Consider the following 19,354-nt stretch of genomic DNA (forward strand, 5'->3'; position numbering starts at 1 on the left):
GCGTGTCAGACGCTCCGGATACCCTTGAAGCATGAGTTTTTCCGCTTCCGTGCTTCGGGTGATGATCGCTTCCCCGTCAGACATTCCCGATGCTCGCGATGCAGTAGAAGCCGCGATCAATGACTGGAACAACGCCAACGCTGCAACCAAGCAGGTAGCGCTACTGCCGTGGAGATGGGAGACCTCGTCCGTTCCTGTCCTCGGAGGTCATCCGCAGTCACTGATCAACTCGCAAGGCGTTGACCAATGCGACATCGTCTTCGCTCTGTTTGGCAGCCGGCTTGGCTCCCCAACGCCCGACGCGGTATCCGGCACCGTTGAAGAGATCGAACGCGCCGTGGATAGCGGAAAGCCTGTTCACCTCTATTTCTCAACTGCACCGCTTCCTCACGACGTGGACACCCAGCAGCTCGACGGTCTCCGGGAATTTCGTGCTGCAATCAGCGAGCGAGGTTTGCTTGGCGAGTTCGCCAACACTGGCCAGCTCGGCCACGAGGTCTGGAAGGCCATCGAGTACGACATCGCTTCGTTAGAACTGTCAGCCCCGCAACTCCCTGCAACTAAATCTGGTGTGCGGTTCGCGGCTCAGCCTCAGCAAGAACGAGAACTGACGTCATACGACAGCAAGGGAAAGCCTCGCTACTCCACTCGGCACTGGATCGACATCACCAACACGGGTGACCAAGACGCCACTGATGTGCGATTCGAGGTCGTCGGAGAAAACTCCAGCATGATCCTGACTAGCGGCGATGAACCCACCGTCATCCATGCCGGCCAGACTCGCCGCCTGCATGTGCTTCATCACATGGGTGGCGGCGATCCCGACATCATTCGCATCCGCTGGAGCGAGGACGACGAACAGAAGGAACGCGAGTTCCACGTCGGCTGACGACTACACCTTCCGGCACAGCGGCAATGCCGCCGCCGTGAACGCCGCCGCCTGCTGCCCGACCAGCAACCGGGTCTCGCACGAGGCTTGGATCGCGGCCTGTTCGATCGCGGCGACCGCGGCATCGAGCTCGTTCACGGTGGGTGCGGTGATGGTGATGAGGCCGGTGTAGCGGAGGATGCCGTGCCCGGCAGTCAGGTCTGCCTCCTGCTGCAACACGTCCTGGTACTCCGCCGTCTGGGAGGCGTCTTCGATCTGCCCGATCCGTTGCCGTTGCGCCGCATCACTGATGTGCTCGACCTTCTTCTTCCTGATATCCCGTGCCGCCTGGTCCGATCGCATCGGGGTGCAGATCAGGGAGAACGAGCGCTGTATCCCGGTGGAGAGCAGGACGGGTGAGAGGAATCCGGGGAACACCATCGACCGCGGCCACTCACTGATCCACAGGGTGGCGTGGTGGGCGGAGTCGGTACGAATCCGCGACCACGACTCGTTCACCGCCAACGGCCCCGCCGTAGCAAGCGATTGTCCGATCTGGCCTTGACGCTCCAAGGTCGCGGCGATCGCCGGGTCGTAAGCGCTACGGAGGATGACAGCGATCTGCCCCGCGGTCAGCCACCCGCCGGGATTGAGGTCGGCGGAACGCAGCGCCGCTACCAGGGTTGCCATCTCCTGTCGCAACACGGCGGCGGCTCCGCGGATGCCGCCGCCGGCGGTGCGGATCTGCCGGGCTGCTGCTCGCATGTCCAGTGCGAGCGAGAGCGTGGTCGCGTGCCGTTCCCCGGCAGGCCCCGCCCGGTCGATCAGCTCCGCGTAAGTGGTGGATGCCCAGGAGTCGTCGTGGGTGCCATGCGAGGCCCACCACTCTGCCAACCCCGTACCCGAATCTGGAAGGGTGCGTTCAAGGACTTGGAGGGTCGCGACCCGTCCGGATCGGCAGACAGTGGCGAGCACACGGCCCCAGGAGGTAACGCGGCGTTCCTGCTCTCCCGGATCGAGGAGCACGAACGCGGGATGCGTCACCTCCACCACGACCGTCAGTGTCGAGGCGTGGGGGTCGTGGATCATCCCCGCCTCAGTCTCCGGGTCGGTGTACTCCCGCAGCCGCGCCATGTCACCGGGCAGGGCGAGGGTGCCGACCGGGCGCGGAACCACCACCCGGCGGCGGTAGAGCAGTTGTCCGATGGTGGTGCGGTAGAGCCACCAGCAGGCGACGGGGAGCCATTCGACCATCGGCCGCCCCGCGACCGGTATCCACGTCAACGCAATCGACATGGCCCAGATGGGTGCGGTGTACGCCATGAGTATGCCGCCGCCTGCGTAGAGGGCTCCGACGAAGGCGAGGATGCCGATGGCCAGGGTGACGAGCTGTGAGAGGGAGAGGCCGAGGAGGATGCCGCGGCGTGCGAGGCGGGAGAACTTCACCGGCACCAACTCGCCGCCGCTGGTTGTGTTCGTGTTGTTCATCGGTTACTCCTTGCCGGGCTTCGGGGCAGGTGGCTTCGGATTCGACGGCGGCAGGTCAGACGGCGGGATCGGGTTCTTCGGCACCGGCGTAGACGGCGCTGCCGGAGCGCCCGCGTTTCCGGGCTGGCCCGCACCGTCCGCAGCGGCGTCTGCCTCGTTGGCGAGGTGACCTGCGGCCTTCGGTCCGGCCTCGAAGGAGTCCTTGGCGATCTTCGCCGCAATCAGGCCCGCTGCGATCGGTGCCGCAACGGCCGCACCACCGGCAGCCGCACCGGATCCGCCAGCCCCCGCACCCGCACCGGCACCTGCGCCGGCTCCGGCGCCTGCGCCACCACTGGATGCGGCGGGGGTCGGTTTCGGTGCGGCCGCAGCCGACCCACCGCCCGATTTGCCTCCGCCGCTGCCGGTGCCGTCGAGGACCTTCTGTGGGTCACCACCCTGCGGCTTGGACGGCACCGGCATCGGCCGGTTCAACGACTGCTTGGCGTCCTGTTCGGAGCCGATCGCGTGATACATATCGAATCCCACGAACGAGATGAACTTGTAGGTCAGGTATGGGGCGAATCCGGCCATCGCCATCAGCACCACACCCGCGATCGGGTCAGACACGGAGGCGAGGTCGGCCTCGATGGGTGCGCTGACCTGGGTGACGGCGACGAGGAACATCACCACCAGCACCAACTTCGACGCGATCAGCGCGATGACGAACATGGCCCACTTCGACACCCAACTCCGTGACGCATCCCACGACGAACCGGAGAACGCGAGGGGCGCCATCACGATCGCCACCAACAGCAACGCCTTCCGCACCAGGAGCGACAGCCACACGATTGCGGCGGAGGTGATCGCGAGCCCGGCGAGGAAAATGGTGATGATCGCCCCGACGCCGGGCGCGGCGATGCTGATGCCGGTGAGGCCTGCGACGAGGAGGGTGATCTTGTCACCCATCGTCTCCGTGGTCTCCCCGCCGGCTTGGATGATGCCGGTGCAGAGCTGATCCACGATCTCCAACGCCAGCCCGGTCAACGTGATCACCACGAAACTGCCAAGCACGCTCTTCGCGAGGCCGAGCGCGGCCCTGGAAAGGGCGCCGGGGTCTCGTTTGATCAGGCCGGTGATGAGTTGGAGACAGAAGAAGATCAGCATGATGAACACGGCGATCCCGAACACCAGGTTGTAGACGCTGACGTACCCGTCGGATGTGACGTCGACGAGCGTGGTGGTGTCGAACACGTTCCAGACGGCCTCGAACAACCAGCCCGCGGCCGCACCCATTGCCTGGGCGAGCCAATCGAACGGGGCGGAGATCAAGGCTCCGGCGGCGTCGCCTGCGACATCGCAGACGGTGGAGATGACAGGAACATCGCAAACCCCCATCACAAACCTCCTCAGATCGAGCGGGGGATGGGGTTAGACCTGCTGGCCGACGTTCCAGAAGAAATTGATCAACGTGACCGCAGCACCACAGATGACCGCGGCGCCGCAGGAGACCAGGACGCCGATCTTTCCCCTGCCCGCCAGGTGCGGGTTGCTGCTGTTCGCACCGAAGCCCCACACGATCGCCGAGATGATCAAGGCGAGAACGGAGAGGATGAGGCCGACGGTCATGACCGCGCCCACGATCGTGCGCAGCTGCGCGATACCGGGCAGGCCGGAGTCGTTGGGGTTGATGTCGATGTCCATCGGCACGAGCGCCGGGATCACGGATACAGCGGTGGTGATGAGGTCGAACACGGTGGGGTCTCCTGACACGAACAAGGCCCACAAGCGTGGGCAGCGGAAGGGTTCTGACCTCAGGTGCGCCAGGACAACCACCGCGGAGAAGGCGACTAGCGTGGGAGGCGTGGAGCGTGTTCTCGCCGCCAGCGCGGTCATCACCGACGACGCGGGCCGCGTGCTGCTCGTGCTACGGGGCGAGGAGCCCGAGAAGGGATGCTGGTCGGTGCCCGGAGGGTCTGCTGAACCCGGTGAAACCCCCGCGCAGACCGCCCGCCGGGAGGCATGGGAAGAGACCGGCCTACATGTCGAGATCGGTCAGGAGCTGTGGACGGTAGATGTGCCGACCGGCGACGGGCGCGTGTTCGAGATCCATGACTTTGCAGCCACCGTCACCGCAGGAAACCTCACGCCGGGCGACGATGCCGACGACGCACGCTGGTTCACCCCGGACGAGCTCACTCAGGTACCACTGACGACGAGCCTGCTGGACTACCTCGCCCTCGCAGGCATCGTGCCCGCCAGATAGCGCTACCGCAGCCGTCCACGAGCTGACGTGAACCTCAGAGCTGGTCACCGACCGCGATGAGCCAGTTCATCCACGCCACCCCACCGCCAGCAAGCGCGGCGGTGCCGAGGGCGACGAGGAGGCCGGTGCGGGATTTCGATGCGGTGGCGTGGTTGCCGTGCGCGGAGGCGACGGCCCAGACGATCGCGGACACGATCAACATGAGCACCGCGATGACGAGGACAAAGGTGAGCAGGGCGCCGATGACTTCTTTGAGGTCACCGATACCACCGAGACCATCGAAATCCGGGAACACATTCATGACTCGTTCCCTTCACTGGTGGTGCAGCCGCCCGGATCGGTGATCTCGCCAGCGTCGAGGTCTGCGGCACCGTGCTGTTCCAGCCAGACGGCGGGGTCGGTGTATTCGCCGTTGGTGCCGCCGATCCTGACCTCGAAATGCAGGTGCGGGCCAGTGCTGTTGCCCGAGGAGCCGACATCAGCGATGTGCTGCCCCGCGGTCACACGATCACCCGCCGTGACGCGGATGCCGGTCTCCCAAGAGTGCGCATACGCCGTCGCGACCGTCTTCCCGTCCACGGTGTGCTCAATGACGACCAGGCCGCCGTAGCCGCCGGAGTATTCGGCAACGGTGACAACACCATCAGCGGCGGCGAGGATCGGGGTGCCGTCGGGGCCGGCGAAGTCAGTGCCGGAGTGGAGCTTGTATTCCCCGGTGATGGGATGTTCGCGCATCCCGTAAGGGCTGGTCATCACCCAGGTGCCCTCCGGCATCGGGAATACCACACGGGAGGTCTCCGGCACCGGCCCCAACACCGCACCACCACCAGCGGGCTGTGCTGTGGTGTTGGTGGTGAGGGCTTGGAGGATCTGCTCTGCGACCGACTCATAGTTCCGATACCGGTCGGGGTAGGCGGAGACTTCGACGGATTGGGCGGCCTCGCCCTTGTCCATCGACTCCCGCCCCGCAATATCCAGCAATCCCCGCGGCGACGGATAGTTCGGCCCAGCGGGTCCGCCGAAGAAGGCGCGGACTTGGTAGTTCGGGTCCATGAGATCAGCGACCGTGCCCCACCCGGATTGTGGGCGCATCTGGAACAAGCCCAGGCTGTCGTTGTCGGACCCGTTGCCGTCGTTCGGGTAGTCCGCCGAGTCCGGGTAGTGGCTGGTGTTCGACAGCATCCGCAACGTCGACTCCGTCAGCGCGGCCATGAGCGCGATCTGCACACCGTCACGATTCACACCCTCGATCGCGGAGCCGGTGGTGATGATCGTCGCGGCGTGGGTGAGCTGCTGATGGTTCAGCGTGAACGAGTACCCGGAAGCATCCGTCACGTCGAGTTCGTCCGGGATCGTGCCGACGGTCAGGCCGGTGGACAGGCAGGTGGCGTTCGCGGCCTGTGCGGGGTTGATGAGCGCCCCGATCGAGACGAGCATGATCGAGGGTGCGAGGAACAGCAGGGCGATCCCTGCGATGGCGAGTTTCTTGAACACGATCCACCCCCTGCTACTTCAGGGGGGTGTCGAGTTGGGAGAGCCGCAACAGGTGGCAGTCGTCGCCGTCAGGCGGGCAGACGATGAACACCGTGAACGACACCGCATGCTCACTGGCGACAGGGTCCTCGTTCCAGACACCGGAGCGGTGCCGGGTGCCGTCGATCGTGTACGCCGTTGTTCCCTCTGCGAGCTGGCCCGGCTGTGCCTGCTCGACGGCCGTATCCCACGCCTCCGGCACATAAGCGTTGTCGATGGTGAGGTGCTGGGTGGTGAGGTACTTCCGCAACTCGAGCCACGCCTCTCTCGCTGGTAGATAGGCGGCAACATCGGCCGCGAGGCCCGCCTGCTCAGCACCGTAGGGATCGCCGACATCGAGGATCACTGATGTGTAGTCCAACGGGAAGAAGCCCGACGCGGTATCCCAGGTGAAGAGGGCTTCGGCGACGTTCCGGGCGAAGGTCTCCGGATCATCCGACCTCGACACCACCGGCAACCGCGGCGAAGTGGTCGGCCCCGGAGTTTCGGGTGCGATCGATGACGGTTCCGAACCGGTCGGGTAATCCGTGCCGGTGGCGTTGCGGGGGCCGGTGATGAGGCCGTAGATGCCGATCCCGGCGAGGATCAGGAACACCACCCCGCTCGCAGCGGCGGCGATCAGGCGGCGACGGATGCGAGGGTCGGACACATCGAGAGTTCTCATAACCCCCAGGTGCGCCCCAGCTTCACCAACGCGCGGGGCAGTTAGCGGAGAGGTGCCAGTGCTACGTCCTCAGCCGCTGACCGAGTGGCGGTGCGGGCGGTGCGGAGGTCTTCAGCGAACGTCACCGTGCCTTCGACGACGGTATAAAAGGCGTCGGCTTGTTCGTCGGTGAGGTCGGTGGCGAGCCGGGTGAGGTCGTACTTGATCCACCAGGAATCGAGATCGGTCCACGTGAGCACAAATGCCCGCACCCCCAGCAGCGTGATCCCCTCTTCGACCGGCGACACCGGGCGGGTCTTCCGCGCCTGTTCTTTCTTCTTGGCTTTTGCTTCGGCTTGGACGCGGGCCACGGCTTCTTCGGCCATCTGATGTAGTTCCGCATCCCGGGCCGCGCGGGCTTGCTCGGTCATGCTGGTGGCGAGGGCGCGGACGCGCGTGTATTCCGGGTCGACGGGGCCGCCGTCCTGGATCTGATCCAACGCCGCCTGTGCAGCGACTCGGACATGCTCGGGGTATTTGCGGTCGGTGGCGACCTGTTCGACGTAGCCGATCTTGTCGTAGGTCCGATACGACGCCCCACCCGGAATCATTGCCGCAGCCTGCTCGCGCGTCTTCCCGGCTTGACCGGGTGGGGGTGGAAGATGTCCACCCCCATGCTCACCGGGCGCATGGCCTTTCTGGAACTGCGTGGATTGCTCCCGCAGCGCGGCTTCCTCGCTCATGATCGCCTTGAGCTCCCGATACAACGCTGCCGCTTCCAGCGCGGTGAGGGGCTTGTGGAGCACGTTGTCGTCCTGCTCCGCGAGCAGCTGCCCGAGCCGATCCGACAGCCCGGATCGCACCCACACGTTCACGGTCTTGATGCCGAGCATCTTCAACGCCGCCAAACGTCGAGCCCCGCAAACGAGAAACCCGTCCGGGGTCACGGTGATGGGTTGCAGCAGCCCGTCACGCTTGATCGACGCGGCAAGGACGTCGATGTCGCCGAGTTCAGCACGGTGCCGGTTGCCGACACGGATCGAGGCGACGGTCCGCTCGACCTGCACACTCCCCACTGGTTGCTCGCTCATCACCCATCACTCCCTGGCTCCGGGAGCCGCCAGAGAGAGTGCGAGGACGAGGTCGTCATCGCGCAGCAGCAGCGGGATCGTCTCGCCGATCAGCAGCCGCAGCAGCACACCGCGGCCAGCGCCCGTCGTGGCGTGATCGGTGTCGGGGTTGCCGAGCATCGCCCGCAGCAACGCATGCCACGACCCGGACGGGATATCCAGCAGCACGCGAACTTGCTTGTCACGGCGCAATGCTTCGAACGCTGTCGCACGTGAGCCGGCTTTGATGAGAGCCCCGCACACGTGCTCGACCCCAGAGCGCGCGGTCTCTGGTGTCCAGCCGAGCATGGCGAGGAACGCGATTGCGTCTTCCGCAGCCGACATCGCCAACTGCGTCGCACTGTCCGATTCCTCTTCGCCGGTTGGGGCGTACTTGCCGAGTTCGATGCTGTCGATGATCCGAAACGCCGGATGGTAGTCCGTCAGCGGGTTCTCCCGATCGCTGAACCGCTCGGGATCGTGGAAGGAAGAGATGTGGGGGCGGCGGGCTTGGTGGACGGAGCAGAGGAGTCCTTGGGCGCGTTCTTCGAAGATGCAGGTGATCCGCACCGCATGCGTGATCACACCCCACGGATTCTCCGCCGTGCGTGCCGCCCTGGTGCGCATGACATCGAACGCCGCCGATGCCGCTTCCCACGGGTCCAGGCCGTGCTTACTGGCGAGGGGTGCATACTTCTCGGCGGCATACGCCATGAGTTCCGCAACGACCGGATCGTGCTCCCACGCACCAGGGCCTGCTTCATGGAGTCGGACGAGGAGGGTGCGGAGGCCTTCGCCGGTGCGGAAGTCCTCGGGCCGATCCGGCATCGCGGTCGCTGTTCTGGTGGTCATGGTCGGACACCTCCTCTTCCGCAGTCAGGTGCACAACCTGTACCTAGTGGAGCTGGTGTCAGTGCCTTCGTGTCCATCGCTTCTCACCGGCCTAGCTCTTCCCGACCGAACCACGAGTGACCGGCTCACGCGACGAGCTGCGGCGGCCGAACGCGGACAGCGGCGGCAGTTGACCGATTCGCTTTCCGATCTTGGTTGAGGCGTTTGCGATCCCTGTGCGGGTTTGGCGGGCGAGGTTGGCGTGGAAGTCGATGCCGCGCCGGGCCACGGTGGCTGAGTGGCGGGCCATGAGATCGGTGGGGCGTACCCAATCGACTCCTCGTGCCCGATGCTGCTCCTGCGCGAGCTGCATGGCCTGCTGACGGGTTGCTTCGGCCTCGATCGCATCCGGGGTCAGATCCTCGGCGGGGTTCTTGGTCGGCTCGTTTCGCTTGATGGCCGACGTGTGCTCGGTGGTCATCGAGCGGTCGTCGTTCCAGGGGTTCTCGTTGTTCATCGTGTTCTCTCTTCCTCCACCCACACGGGCGAATCGTTTTCGGTTTCTTCTTCTGGGGGTTCTTGCTCGTCTTTACGTTCTGGGTGGGTGAACCAGCGGCCCACGGTTGAGGGATGCACCCCGAGCTGCCGAGCGATGCGCTTGTTCGACCACCCCGACAACCGCAGCTCCGCCGCATACTCACGACGATCAGGCATCTCCGGGGCGGGCTCGATCACGGAGAAGGAGAGAGGAACAGCGTCGGGACTGTTCGACGGTTCCGGCTCGGCCTGATCGGCTTCGATTGCCGGTTCGGATTGCGGGGAGCGGGTGAGGATCACGGTCAGATGCGTGATCGCCAGCAGCACCACCGGCGGCACCGCAGCCACAGACGCAGCAAGTATTGGGGGCACGTCGGTGTCCGCGGTTAGGATCGCGTGGATCGCATTCGCCGTCACCGACACCGCCGCACCACCAATCAGCAGCGCCCACGGATACCACGCAGCCCGGAGCCCCGCGAGGGCGACGACGGCGACGGTCGCGACGACGATGATGCCGTCCACGATCAGAGGCCATGCCCACGCCTGCCCGACCCCGATCCCGGAGCGACGGGCGAGGTCAGCGAGGGCGGTGTAAGACAGCCAGAACGCGCCGGACGCGATGAACACCGTTCCTGCCACCGCGGTGCGCACCGCCCACCGCCGCGTATTCACGACAACCCCCGACCCGCTGGACGTGAGGCTGCATGCCTCGGGCGGGCGAAACCATCAGACCGTGACGTGCTGGATGTTCTCGGCGGTGGGTGGACGGCGCGGTAGGCCGACCGCACGGTCGTGGTGACTTCCCGCTCGCTCAGCCCGGCGTGTCCGGCGGCCGCGGTGAGCACGTCGAGCGCATCAGACGGTGCGACCCCGTTTTCAGCGAGGCGGCAGGCGGCCCAGAACAGGCCGCGGTTGCGTTCGCCTTCGCCGCGGGTGGCGACCCACGCTGCGATGCGCGACACATCCCGATCACGTACCGCACCCGATGGGGAGATCCCACGCGACACCGGCCGCGATGTTGGTCTGGGGTCGAGGAAGTCACGCAGCCCGCCCGAGTCGATGGTGGATGCGGGGCCGGTGTTGATCTGTCGCAGCGCATACGGCACAGAGGCTCCGTGGATGACGACGGAGGAGGGCGGGATGATGATGTACCCGCCGTCACCGCGGAAGTCGATCCCCGCCCGAGCCGCCTGCCACGAAGGTTGCGCCGTGTCCGGTGTGGCTGGGTAGTAGGCGTGCAGGCCACCCGACGGGCTCGTGACGGTGAACATCCACCCATCGATGAGCCCGGCACGGTGTGCGCGGTTCATCGCTTCGAATCCGTTGACCGAGCCGTGAACATCGACATCGACGACCACGACCCCGGAAGAGGCGCCGGTGGGGAGGCCGACGTTCGCTCCTGGATGCTGCCGCCACCACGCATCCACCAAGGCCGGGTCGGTGCTGGCGTCGTAGAAGCCGTGCTCGGTCAGCGGACGCTTCGCCCCCGACACACACGGAAACACCGGCACCCCGGCCGTGGCGAACTCGCGAGCAGCAGCCGAGACCGGCCAGCGCCCATTCAGCCGCAACAACACCTCCGAGAACGCATCGTGAGTAGCCATCACAGCCCCCGCCCCACCGTTGCCGCAGCCCGCACGGGCTCACTACGCTCCGACACTGGCTTCACCGGCCGGGCCGCCGCACGTTGCGGCTTCTCCTGCTGCGCAGCGTCGCGTTCCAGACCTGGTGGGGTGCCGTCGGCGACCACCACTGTGTCGAGCTGATCGAGAATCCCGAGCGCGGCCTTGCGGACGCGTTCGCCGGTGGCCTTCACCACCTCAACAGGCTCCTTCCCATCGACACGGGCGGCCCAGGTCGAGACGTACGGGATCGTGTACCCGCTGGTGTCCATCCCGTGCGCCGCACCCACCATGAGGGCGACGGATTCCGCCTCGACCTCACCGATCCCGCGATGGTGCCGAGCGTCCTCGTCATCGGGGTTGTGCAGCAGCACGTGCCCGAGTTCGTGCGCGAGGGTTTTTACTTGGGCAGCGGGGTCCATGTTCTCCCGCACCGCCACCGACTTGGCATCCCAGTCGGTCATGCCGTTGGCGCCGTGGATCATACCCTCATGCGGCACCCGCAGCACACGGAACCCCGCAGCGACGACCTGCGCCGACAGGCCCTCCCAGAGCCCGGTTGGTGCTTCACCTTCGAGGAGTTTCGGTGCCGGAGGTTCCGGTATCGGATCGCCATCGGTTTGGGAGGCATCCCAGACGTACGCAGGGCGGGCGGCGATCATCCGGGATCGCACCACCTCACCCGGACGAGGCTTCTCACCCCGCTCCAACCGCCGCCACGAATCCGCAACTGCCGGCGTCGCCGAAGCGAACCGGCCCGTGACAGGGGCGAAAATCTGCAACCCCGGCTGGCCCTTCTGAACTTGGCGGCCGAGCTGCTGCCACTGCCGATACCCAGCCACCAACGACGGAAACGGCTCAGGCACCCGCCCCGCCGAGTAGTTCGCTTCGTGTTGGAACCAGATCAGCAGCGTGTTGTTGAAGCTCCGTGACCTGAACCTGGCCGCGAACGCTAGAGCGCGCCCCCAGTCCTTACCGGAGACCAGCGTCTCGACGGCACCGGTCAGGCGCTCGTGGAGTTCGTCGAGCTTCGCATCCCGTGCCGCTCGGATTTCCTCTTTCGTCGCCATCATCGGACCTCCTTTCGGCGAGGCCCATGACATGACAGCCGAGAGCCCTTGCGACCATGAGGTGCGCCGGGACGTGCGCGAGCACTGGCAGGAACGAAACGAGGTGCGTGACCGCCAGGGATCTGACCAGACCCGACGAGTTCGATCTGGTCTATCTCCTGGCTCGCAGCGATGTCGAGCCTTTGGGGCCTGTCCGGGTCACGTGATGAGTAACGCGGTTCATACGACGAGTTCGAGTGGGCCTCACGCCCGTCGAGCGCGAGGGAACTCGCCGCTACGCAGTTTCGCTGCGGGTCGCGGGCAGACGATGTCGGTAGCGTGTCGGCGTTACTCCGAATCGTCGTGAGAACCATGCGGAGGCGACACGCGGATCGGCCCAGCCGACGGCTTGTGACGCTTGATGAACTGAGAGATCAGTCTCATCAATCAGGCGGCTGAACTCGGTCAAGCGAACTTCGGTAAGAAATCGCATTGGGCTGGCCCCCATGTGCGTCGAGAACAGCCGTGTTAAGTGCGTACGAGACAGCGCGAGTTCTTGGGCCAGTGAAGTAACAGTCCACGGCTCGCCCATGCGCTCCCGAAGCAGCCGCGCAGCCCGCCCGACGTGCCCAATCATTGCCGGATCTGCCTGCCGCCTCGAAGCCGGCACTTGATTCCGGGTGGGCACGTGGAGAGAGCGGCTGTCTTCGGTAAGGAAGACCGGTGCGACTGTGCCAACCCACCTCGCTAGAAGCTCGATTGTGCGAATCGATGTCTCTTCGGGCGATGAACACGTATCTGGAAGCATGCTCAGCTGTCGCCAGATCGGTTCCAGCCGCCGAAAGGACTCGATTCCTGGGGTAAGTACAAGGGAGTTGCCGTCCCAGTCATCAGGATGCACGCCTCGACGAACGCGCTGCCGTGACCGCAAGAGCCAGCGCATCTGCGCCCTAATGAAGGGTTCGTCCGCATAGATCACCCACAACCGTGATGGCGACAGTGGCAACAGTTGATGCCGCTTGTGCGAGCCGAGCGCCACCGCTGACCCGGGCGCCAAGCGCTGTATCGCCACATCCGTACAAAGATCGATCTTTCCGGACAGTACGTGGATGAGCGTGACGACCGGAAACGTCAACTCCTGCGTCGGGACGCAGCGCAGTATCTCGATCGCTGACATGAGCCCGAACTGTTCTCCGGGCGACGCGTCTATCGCAGGGTCGCTCGCCTCACGAAGTCTGCTCTCGCCGGCCGGTTCGGCGGACACGTCCCATCCGCTTCCTCAGCCCAATTGGTGGCGTGGGCTGGCCGGACTCGTTGTAACAGCGAGAAGGAGATTGCGCGTATGTCCATGATCCGACGACCGAGAGGCTGCCGGTTCACAGAGCAGGTCGATGCGCGAGCAAAGGTGATATCGGCCTGCTCGACGTCGAACACATATGGTGTGGTCGCCACTATGCATGGGACTCTCTGGATCTGATCGCGATGCCGATCGTGGTTACCGTGGCCACGATGGCACCGAGGACCGCGGAGAGAGTTTGGGCGTTCGGCGTCACTGCGACGAGTGCAAAGACGAGTGGCTGGGCGAAGCCGATATAGGAGAGCGAGTAGAACGCGGCGTTGAGCCGTGCGCGATCTTTCGGGTGACCGATCTCCTCCATGCGACGAAGACCTGCGACGAGCACTAAGCCGTATGCGGCGCCGAGGGCGATAGCGCTGGGGAGCATCAGGACGGTGAGCCGAGCCGCGAAGGTTCCTGCGGCCAGGAGCATCCCTAGAGCGGCGATTCCCATTCCTAGAGGGAAGGCTCGTCCGGCCCTCCCACGCTCGATGCGTTGCGCCAAAGGCTGGATGAGTGCTCCGGTGCCCATGGTGAGTCCCGTGATGATCCCCGCTGTGGCGGCCTCGAATCCTTGGACATGGATGACCGACGGGATCACGGCGAAGCTCATCGTCGCAGCGCTAAAGACCCACGGTGCCGTGAGCGGAATGGTCCAGAGGAAGGGCCGTGTCGTGATCGCGCTCCAGAAACTCGCTCGGCGTCTCGATACGAGTTCTGTGGCGGAGACCTCAGCCTGCTCGACGAGTTCTTCGTTGTCGAGGGAAGTATCTGGGGCCCGCCACAGCAGCGCAGCCGCGATGGCCGAGATGAGCAGATGGAGGGCGTAGGGCAGGACTTCCGGCAGGGGTGCCCATTGCGCGACGAGTCCTGCTGCGAGCGGGCCGCCACCAAATCCGACGGAGAGCGCGACCGCCACCCGCTTCGGAGCAGCGGAGCGGTCATCCGCAGACAGGTCGGTTACCCATGCCGTGCCTGGACCGAGAACCGCGCCAGCGGCCGCACCGGAGAAGAACCTGCCCAGAAGGAGAAGCCAGGCCTCCTGCGAGCCGAGGCACAGCACGATAGAGGCGACAGCGGACAGGATGACCGCAACCCGGACCGGCCACCGTCGGTCAACTCGGTCCGCGATCTCGGCGGCGACGAAGAGCACCGGGATGAGACCCACGATGTAGGTAGCGAACGCGAGGGCGATGAACGAGTCCGGCAGGCCGGCGGTCTCCCGGTACACCGGTAGCAGAGCAGCGAACTGGTTCGCTCCCCACCCCACGACGGTGATACCGGTCGCGACGCGTGCCCAACCAGGCAATCGAGTTCCCATGTACTCTCCTAAGTAACCGTTCTATCGGTTACTATAGTTGCATGGCTACCGACCTTCGAACCAGCACGGCACTGCGGAAGCTTCGTTTCGACGGTGGTTCCCTCGTTCTCAATCTCACCGCAACCGTCGGGCGGCGGGGCGCTGGCGAAGAGCATCGCGTCGAGCGCCTCGACGGCGAGGGGGCCCTGGAACAGTGGCTCGTCGGTGTAGGTATCGAGGTCGATGCGAGCGTGGATCGGGGAGCGCTGCTGACGGAGTTGCGTGAGCTTCGCGAGGATGCCTGGGAAGTGCTGTCTGGGGTCGTACACGAGCGACCCGTGTCATCGTTCGCCGTGCAGCGGATAGAGCGGTGGGCCAGCGCCGATGTTCCCCCGCCCCGCTTGGCGAACACATTGCATGGACCGCAAGCTCGGATGGTGGCACTCAGCCAAAGCGCGATGTGCGCCCGCGCGGCTCGGGACCTGCTGGACATCCTCGCAAGCCCTGACGTGCGTCATCGACTCCGGGAGTGCGCGAGCGAGGAATGCCGCATGATCTACGTGCTCCCGTCCGGTTCGAGAGAGCGTCGCTGGTGCTCAATGAGCCAGTGCGGTAACCGAGCGAAAGCCGCCGCGCACCGCGCACGTTCGCGCCAACCGAGAGAGCACACCGCCGACGTTGACGTGACGGACGATCGCTCGATCAAGGAATTGGGAAGATGACTTCACCCGGCTTGCATGTTGCGAATCCGGACGGCTTCTGGCTTGACGACCTCGCAGTCGGAATGCGGTTCCATTCGCCAGTTGTGCTCCTGCGCGAGGAAGACATCATTGCCTTCGCCGAACAGTTTGACCCGCAGACATTCCATCTCTCTGTCACGGCGGCCCGAGACAGCTTCTTCGCAGGACTCGCTGCGAGCGGATGGCATACTGCTGCGTTGTCGATGAAACTGCTCGCGCAGGCTTTGCCCTTGGCTACAGGAATCATCGGCAAAGGCGTGGAGATCGAGTGGCCAAGCCCGACACGACCGAATGACGAACTCGGGGTTGTTGCCCGAATCGACACGATCACGCCGTCGAAGAGCCGGCCCGGTCGCGGATCGATCACCGTGGGCTACCAAACTCTGAACCAGAACGGCGACATCCGGCAGCGCGCGCGAATCACGCTCATAGGCTGGAGACGCGACGTTGGAGCTCAGGCCGCAGCACCGGGTGCTGAGAGCGGCGAAAAGGCGATCAAACGCGGAGAAAGTCGCTGAGTCGTACCTGGTCTGGCATTGCGACTACAGGCTGATGCCGGCAATGCCGGCAAGTACGATCACGGCGCCGATCAGACGCCGGGCGAGGTGTCCTTCGCCGAAGAGACGCCAGGCGAGGAGCGCGCCGATCACGATGGATGCCTCCCGCAGTGGCGCGACGAGTGCCACGGGTGAGGTTTGCATTGCGGTCAGCACAAGGATGTACGCGAGCGGGGACAGCACGGCGACCGCGGCGATAGGCGCGCGATTGACGCGGAGGGTGTTCGCGAACGCTGTGCGGCGTCTGATGATGGCTGGGGCCAGGAATGCGACCTGGACGACGAGCGTGCCGGCGTAGTAGCTGACGGGTGCGAGCCCGATGGAGCCGATCGCGAACGCGTCCCACAGCGTGTAGGCGGCGATCGTGGCTCCGGTGGTAGTACCCCATGCGATGCCGCGGAGGGGGCGGTTGCCCGTTCTCTGGAAGGGGTTGCCCGTGACGACGAGGATGCCTGCGAGGATGACGAGCGCTCCGATGATCGCCAGTGCCGTGGGGCGTTCTCCGAGCAGGAAGATAGCGATCACGATGGTGAGCAGCGGTCCGACGCCGCGAGCGATCGGGTAGACGACTCCGAGGTCGGCTCGGTCGTAGCCCGCCTGCAGGGTGAGCGAGTACGTCAGGTGCAGGGCGGCGGACACGGCCGCAGCGGCGACCAGGGTCCAGGTGATCGGTTGCGAACCGGTGGCGGCGGCACCGATCGCGAGAGGGAGACACAGGATCGCGGAAGCGGTCGTGTAGGCGCCCACGAACAGCAGCGTGTCGCCCTTCTTGTACTTCGATACGAGGTTCCAGCCAGCGTGGGCGACTGCGGCGATGAGGACGATCGCAACGGTGACTGGTGGCATCAGGTGATGTCGGGCAGGTCGATCCCGGCCCGCTCGGCGCGCGAGACACGGTCGGGATCGCGCAGTGCCAGTGCTGCCGCGAGAGCGTCGACGACGACAAGCTGCGCCAGACGGCTCCCGGCAGCAGCCATCTGCGTCGTCAGCGGCGCGCCGCCCACGACGAGTGCGACGGCGGAGACATCGGTGAGTGGTGTGCCGTACTGGTTGGTGATGGCGATGACGGTCGCGTCGGCGGTCGCGGCGGCGTCGGCGATCGCGACGGTCATGTCGGTGCGACCGGTCGAGCTGACGGCGACGACGACGTCGCCGGGGTCGAGCAGGCGTGCCGCGATCATCGCGGACTCGTGATCGACGACGCCCGATGTCCGCACGCCCAGCGACCGCAGCCGGAACACGACATCGGCCGCGACCGTCGCCGATGGGCCCGCACCATAGGCGAGGAGCTGCCCCGCGCCACAAATCGCGGAGACCGCTTGGTCGAGAGCGTCCGGGTCGATCGCGCCGCTGAGGGCGGTGAGCGCGTCGATCCCTGTGCGCGCTGTCGTGTCGATGATCGTGCGTGTCGAATCGGTGCTCGTGAGCGTGTGTGGCGGGGCGAAGAACTCCGCTGTTCCGCGAGCGCGGGCGATCTCCAGCTTCAGTTCGGCGAAGCCTGAGAAACCGATTGCGCGGGCGGCACGGACCACGCTCGGCGCCGAGACCCCTGCTCGCTCGGCGACTTGCGCCGTCGTGCTCCTTCCCACGAACAACGGGTCCTCCAGCACGAGGTCGACAACCTTTGCCTCGCTTGCCACCAGCCCCGCACTCCGCGCCTGAACCGTTCCGAGCCAGCGGCGCAGCGGATCCTCGGCGGCAGAAACGGAGTTACTTGATGATCTTGCCATAGGTAATAGCGTAACATTGGGGCATGGTGACAGAGCAGCAACCGAGTTCTTTCAGGGAGCGCAAGCGCGTTGGAGTCGTGGGCCCGGGAGCCATAGGGACGACGGTGTCCGCACTGCTCCATGAGGCAGGCAACACACCGACGCTCTACGGTCGCACGCCGCGAACAGAGCTCACCCTGATCGACGGCGACCGCCGGATCGTCGTTCCCGGCCCCGTGCGCACCGATCCTGCTGCGCAGCCTGAGAAGGCGGATGTGCTCTTCTTGGCGGTCAAGGCCACCCAGACCGCGGCGGCAGCCCCCTGGCTGCGTGCTTTGTGCGCCCCCGGGACCGTGGTCTGCGTGTTGCAGAACGGCGTCGAGCAGATCGCTGCCGTTCGACCCCATGTTCCTGAGGGAGTAGAGGTCGTCCCCGCGGTCGTCTGGTTCCCGGCGCAGTCGCAGGAAGACGGCACCATCCTCCTGCGGGGCGAGCCCTGGCTGACGCTTCCCGCATCACCGGAGGCGGAGCGCATCGCGGATGTCCTGCGCGACACGCGCTGCCAGGTCGAACTCGCGGGCGACTTCACCGCTCTCGCCTGGCGCAAGCTTCTCCAGAATGCCGCTGCCGGGCTGATGGCGCTCACCGGTCGGCGTGCCGGCGTGTTCACCCGCCCTGACTTCGCGGATCTCACTCTCGACTATCTGAAAGAGTGCCTGGCCGTTTCGCATGCGGAAGGAGTAACCCTGAGCGATGACGTGCCCGCTGCCATCCTGGCCCGCTTCCAGGCCTTCCCGGCTGATATGAGCACGTCGATCCTCACCGACCGAGAAGCCGGCCGGCCGCTCGAATGGGGTATCCGCAACGGCGTCATCTCGCGTCTCGCGCGCAGACACGACATCCACACGCCGATCAGCGACGCCATCACTGCGCTCCTCGCCGCCACAAGCGACGGCCCCGGATGACCCGGGACGCTGCTGCTCCGGCTCAGCGTCCGGAGAGATTACTGAGCGACTGGGACCGAGCGGCGAGGAGCTCCTCGTAGGTGTCGTCGTGCTCAGCCCAGCGGAGGGGCTTGGCGCGCTCGACGACGATCTCCTTCGGAGTCGGGTTCTGGGTGAGCAGCCCGATGATCTCGTCGAGGAAGTCGCCCATAGGCAGAGCATTCGGGTTGAGCTTCTCCTGGCCGGCGTTAGCGACGGCCGGCGGGATCAGCTCGGTCACAGCGATACCAGTTCCAGCGAGGTGCGCGCGTAGCGATTCGGTGTACGAGTGCACGGCCGCCTTCGAGGCGCCGTACGTCGCCATGAGCGGGAACGGCAGGAAGCCGATGCCCGAGGAAACGGTGATGATGTCACCGGCGCCACGGCCGAGCAGGTGCGGGGTGAACGCATCGATCACGCGGATCGTGCCGAGCAGGTTCACCGAGATCGTGGTCTCGGCCTGGGCGATGTGGTCCGGGTCGCGCAGGTCCTCAGTGAGCATGACCCCCGACATCGTCACGACGACGTCGAGCTCGGGGTGCTTCGCCAGCACCTCATCGCGCGCCTGAGCGACCGACGCCGCATCGGTGACGTCGATGCGCACCGTCTCGACGCCGTCGACCTGCTCGATGTTGCGCCCGCCGACAACGACCGTGCTGCCCGCGTCAACGAATCGCTGGGCGAGGGCACGTCCGATTCCCGTGGTACCTCCGACGATCAGGACGGTACGTCCGCTGATATCCATGTGCTTCCTCACTTGTCCGTCTCCGACTATGGGCCGGATGGTCTCCCCGGCTCGATCGC

Annotated in this window: 22 protein-coding genes; 5 read left to right on the top strand and 17 right to left on the bottom strand. The window is 65.6% G+C overall.

All coding sequences use genetic code 11. The annotated features are described in order from the left end of the window. The first annotated feature begins 31 nt into the window (after positions 1-31). Positions 32-889 carry a DUF4062 domain-containing protein gene (locus tag V3587_RS28950; RefSeq protein ID WP_045247679.1) on the top strand — a complete coding sequence of 286 codons (858 nt, stop codon included), beginning with the start codon at positions 32-34 and terminating at the stop codon, positions 887-889. A 3-nt stretch (positions 890-892) separates the two neighbouring features. Here V3587_RS28950 and V3587_RS28955 read toward each other — a convergent pair whose 3' ends face one another. The 3 genes from V3587_RS28955 to V3587_RS28965 are packed head-to-tail and all read right to left on the bottom strand — an operon-like array spanning position 893 to position 4,090. Next, the gene (locus V3587_RS28955) at positions 893-2,356 is read right to left on the bottom strand and encodes an SCO6880 family protein (RefSeq protein WP_045247680.1); all 1,464 of its coding nucleotides are present in this window, start codon (positions 2,354-2,356) and stop codon (positions 893-895) included. Positions 2,357-2,359: 3 nt separating this feature from the next. Next, on the bottom strand, positions 2,360-3,733 hold the full coding sequence (locus V3587_RS28960) for a hypothetical protein (RefSeq protein WP_045247681.1): 1,374 nt from the start codon (positions 3,731-3,733) through the stop codon (positions 2,360-2,362). Positions 3,734-3,766: 33 nt separating this feature from the next. Further along, positions 3,767-4,090: a DUF6112 family protein gene (locus tag V3587_RS28965; RefSeq protein WP_045247682.1), complete on the bottom strand. Its 324-nt coding sequence runs from the start codon at positions 4,088-4,090 to the stop codon at positions 3,767-3,769. A 100-nt stretch (positions 4,091-4,190) separates the two neighbouring features. Here V3587_RS28965 and V3587_RS28970 point away from each other — a divergent pair, with 100 nt between their 5' ends. Then, a complete protein-coding gene (locus tag V3587_RS28970) occupies positions 4,191-4,601 on the top strand; it encodes an NUDIX hydrolase (RefSeq protein WP_048809050.1) in 411 nt (136 codons plus the stop codon). 34 nt (positions 4,602-4,635) lie between these two features. On the opposite strand, the gene V3587_RS28975 is transcribed toward V3587_RS28970, so the two are convergent. The 11 genes from V3587_RS28975 to V3587_RS29020 all read right to left on the bottom strand — a co-directional run bounded on the left by V3587_RS28975 (position 4,636) and on the right by V3587_RS29020 (position 14,582). Then, complete coding sequence (locus V3587_RS28975) at positions 4,636-4,902, bottom strand: DUF6112 family protein (protein WP_045247684.1); 267 nt, start codon at positions 4,900-4,902, stop codon at positions 4,636-4,638. Next, positions 4,899-6,095: a M23 family metallopeptidase gene (locus V3587_RS28980; RefSeq protein ID WP_048809051.1), complete on the bottom strand. Its 1,197-nt coding sequence runs from the start codon at positions 6,093-6,095 to the stop codon at positions 4,899-4,901. Before V3587_RS28980 ends, V3587_RS28975 begins: the two co-directional genes overlap by 4 nt. A 13-nt stretch (positions 6,096-6,108) precedes the next feature. Then, the gene (locus tag V3587_RS28985; RefSeq protein ID WP_045247685.1) at positions 6,109-6,798 is read right to left on the bottom strand and encodes a hypothetical protein; all 690 of its coding nucleotides are present in this window, start codon (positions 6,796-6,798) and stop codon (positions 6,109-6,111) included. 41 nt (positions 6,799-6,839) lie between these two features. After that, complete coding sequence (locus V3587_RS28990; RefSeq protein WP_045247686.1) at positions 6,840-7,868, bottom strand: ParB N-terminal domain-containing protein; 1,029 nt, start codon at positions 7,866-7,868, stop codon at positions 6,840-6,842. 6 nt (positions 7,869-7,874) lie between these two features. Further along, the gene (locus V3587_RS28995) at positions 7,875-8,738 is read right to left on the bottom strand and encodes a hypothetical protein (RefSeq protein ID WP_045247687.1); all 864 of its coding nucleotides are present in this window, start codon (positions 8,736-8,738) and stop codon (positions 7,875-7,877) included. A gap of 91 nt (positions 8,739-8,829) precedes the next feature. After that, on the bottom strand, positions 8,830-9,234 hold the full coding sequence (locus V3587_RS29000; RefSeq protein ID WP_048809052.1) for a hypothetical protein: 405 nt from the start codon (positions 9,232-9,234) through the stop codon (positions 8,830-8,832). Next, on the bottom strand, positions 9,231-9,905 hold the full coding sequence (locus V3587_RS29005) for a DUF2637 domain-containing protein (protein ID WP_045247688.1): 675 nt from the start codon (positions 9,903-9,905) through the stop codon (positions 9,231-9,233). Before V3587_RS29005 ends, V3587_RS29000 begins: the two co-directional genes overlap by 4 nt. A 17-nt stretch (positions 9,906-9,922) precedes the next feature. Next, complete coding sequence (locus V3587_RS29010) at positions 9,923-10,858, bottom strand: bifunctional DNA primase/polymerase (RefSeq protein ID WP_048809054.1); 936 nt, start codon at positions 10,856-10,858, stop codon at positions 9,923-9,925. Continuing rightward, positions 10,858-11,949: an ArdC-like ssDNA-binding domain-containing protein gene (locus V3587_RS29015; RefSeq protein ID WP_045247690.1), complete on the bottom strand. Its 1,092-nt coding sequence runs from the start codon at positions 11,947-11,949 to the stop codon at positions 10,858-10,860. Before V3587_RS29015 ends, V3587_RS29010 begins: the two co-directional genes overlap by 1 nt. 271 nt (positions 11,950-12,220) lie before the next feature. Next, on the bottom strand, positions 12,221-13,102 hold the full coding sequence (locus V3587_RS30750) for a helix-turn-helix domain-containing protein (protein ID WP_048809055.1): 882 nt from the start codon (positions 13,100-13,102) through the stop codon (positions 12,221-12,223). Positions 13,103-13,376: 274 nt separating this feature from the next. Next, a complete protein-coding gene (locus V3587_RS29020; RefSeq protein WP_045247691.1) occupies positions 13,377-14,582 on the bottom strand; it encodes an MFS transporter in 1,206 nt (401 codons plus the stop codon). Positions 14,583-14,623: 41 nt separating this feature from the next. On the opposite strand from V3587_RS29020, the gene V3587_RS29025 reads away from it, so the two are divergent. Both V3587_RS29025 and V3587_RS29030 read left to right on the top strand, forming a co-directional pair. Next, positions 14,624-15,283: a CGNR zinc finger domain-containing protein gene (locus tag V3587_RS29025; RefSeq protein ID WP_084603852.1), complete on the top strand. Its 660-nt coding sequence runs from the start codon at positions 14,624-14,626 to the stop codon at positions 15,281-15,283. Between the two features lie 83 nt (positions 15,284-15,366). After that, complete coding sequence (locus V3587_RS29030) at positions 15,367-15,819, top strand: MaoC/PaaZ C-terminal domain-containing protein (RefSeq protein WP_283377584.1); 453 nt, start codon at positions 15,367-15,369, stop codon at positions 15,817-15,819. Between the two features lie 24 nt (positions 15,820-15,843). On the opposite strand, the gene V3587_RS29035 is transcribed toward V3587_RS29030, so the two are convergent. Together V3587_RS29035 and V3587_RS29040 are read right to left on the bottom strand one after the other, a co-directional pair. Next, entirely contained in the window at positions 15,844-16,704 is an 861-nt protein-coding gene (locus V3587_RS29035; protein ID WP_045247693.1) for an EamA family transporter, read from the bottom strand. Beyond that, complete coding sequence (locus tag V3587_RS29040) at positions 16,704-17,588, bottom strand: MurR/RpiR family transcriptional regulator (RefSeq protein ID WP_045247694.1); 885 nt, start codon at positions 17,586-17,588, stop codon at positions 16,704-16,706. Before V3587_RS29040 ends, V3587_RS29035 begins: the two co-directional genes overlap by 1 nt. 23 nt (positions 17,589-17,611) lie before the next feature. Here V3587_RS29040 and V3587_RS29045 point away from each other — a divergent pair, with 23 nt between their 5' ends. Then, positions 17,612-18,532, top strand: a complete 921-nt coding sequence (locus V3587_RS29045; protein WP_045247695.1) for an oxidoreductase — start codon at positions 17,612-17,614, stop codon at positions 18,530-18,532. 22 nt (positions 18,533-18,554) lie between these two features. On the opposite strand, the gene V3587_RS29050 is transcribed toward V3587_RS29045, so the two are convergent. Further along, a complete protein-coding gene (locus V3587_RS29050) occupies positions 18,555-19,295 on the bottom strand; it encodes an SDR family oxidoreductase (protein ID WP_045247696.1) in 741 nt (246 codons plus the stop codon). Between the last annotated feature and the right edge of the window lie 59 nt (positions 19,296-19,354).

The sequence above is a fragment of the Rhodococcus sp. IEGM 1306 genome, assembly GCF_036541985.1.
Classification (GTDB): domain Bacteria; phylum Actinomycetota; class Actinomycetes; order Mycobacteriales; family Mycobacteriaceae; genus Rhodococcus_F; species Rhodococcus_F qingshengii.

Coding starts and splice junctions, on each gene's coding strand:
- V3587_RS28950 (WP_045247679.1), top strand. CDS start 32: ATGAGTTTTTCCGCTTCCGTGCTTCGGGTGATGATCGCTTCCCCGTCA.
- V3587_RS28955 (WP_045247680.1), bottom strand. CDS start 2,356: ATGAACAACACGAACACAACCAGCGGCGGCGAGTTGGTGCCGGTGAAG.
- V3587_RS28960 (WP_045247681.1), bottom strand. CDS start 3,733: ATGGGGGTTTGCGATGTTCCTGTCATCTCCACCGTCTGCGATGTCGCA.
- V3587_RS28975 (WP_045247684.1), bottom strand. CDS start 4,902: ATGAATGTGTTCCCGGATTTCGATGGTCTCGGTGGTATCGGTGACCTC.
- V3587_RS28985 (WP_045247685.1), bottom strand. CDS start 6,798: ATGAGAACTCTCGATGTGTCCGACCCTCGCATCCGTCGCCGCCTGATC.
- V3587_RS28990 (WP_045247686.1), bottom strand. CDS start 7,868: ATGAGCGAGCAACCAGTGGGGAGTGTGCAGGTCGAGCGGACCGTCGCC.
- V3587_RS28995 (WP_045247687.1), bottom strand. CDS start 8,738: ATGACCACCAGAACAGCGACCGCGATGCCGGATCGGCCCGAGGACTTC.
- V3587_RS29000 (WP_048809052.1), bottom strand. CDS start 9,234: ATGAACAACGAGAACCCCTGGAACGACGACCGCTCGATGACCACCGAG.
- V3587_RS29010 (WP_048809054.1), bottom strand. CDS start 10,858: ATGGCTACTCACGATGCGTTCTCGGAGGTGTTGTTGCGGCTGAATGGG.
- V3587_RS29015 (WP_045247690.1), bottom strand. CDS start 11,949: ATGATGGCGACGAAAGAGGAAATCCGAGCGGCACGGGATGCGAAGCTC.
- V3587_RS30750 (WP_048809055.1), bottom strand. CDS start 13,102: ATGTCAGCGATCGAGATACTGCGCTGCGTCCCGACGCAGGAGTTGACG.
- V3587_RS29020 (WP_045247691.1), bottom strand. CDS start 14,582: ATGGGAACTCGATTGCCTGGTTGGGCACGCGTCGCGACCGGTATCACC.
- V3587_RS29025 (WP_084603852.1), top strand. CDS start 14,624: ATGGCTACCGACCTTCGAACCAGCACGGCACTGCGGAAGCTTCGTTTC.
- V3587_RS29035 (WP_045247693.1), bottom strand. CDS start 16,704: ATGCCACCAGTCACCGTTGCGATCGTCCTCATCGCCGCAGTCGCCCAC.
- V3587_RS29040 (WP_045247694.1), bottom strand. CDS start 17,588: ATGGCAAGATCATCAAGTAACTCCGTTTCTGCCGCCGAGGATCCGCTG.
- V3587_RS29045 (WP_045247695.1), top strand. CDS start 17,612: ATGGTGACAGAGCAGCAACCGAGTTCTTTCAGGGAGCGCAAGCGCGTT.
- V3587_RS29050 (WP_045247696.1), bottom strand. CDS start 19,295: ATGGATATCAGCGGACGTACCGTCCTGATCGTCGGAGGTACCACGGGA.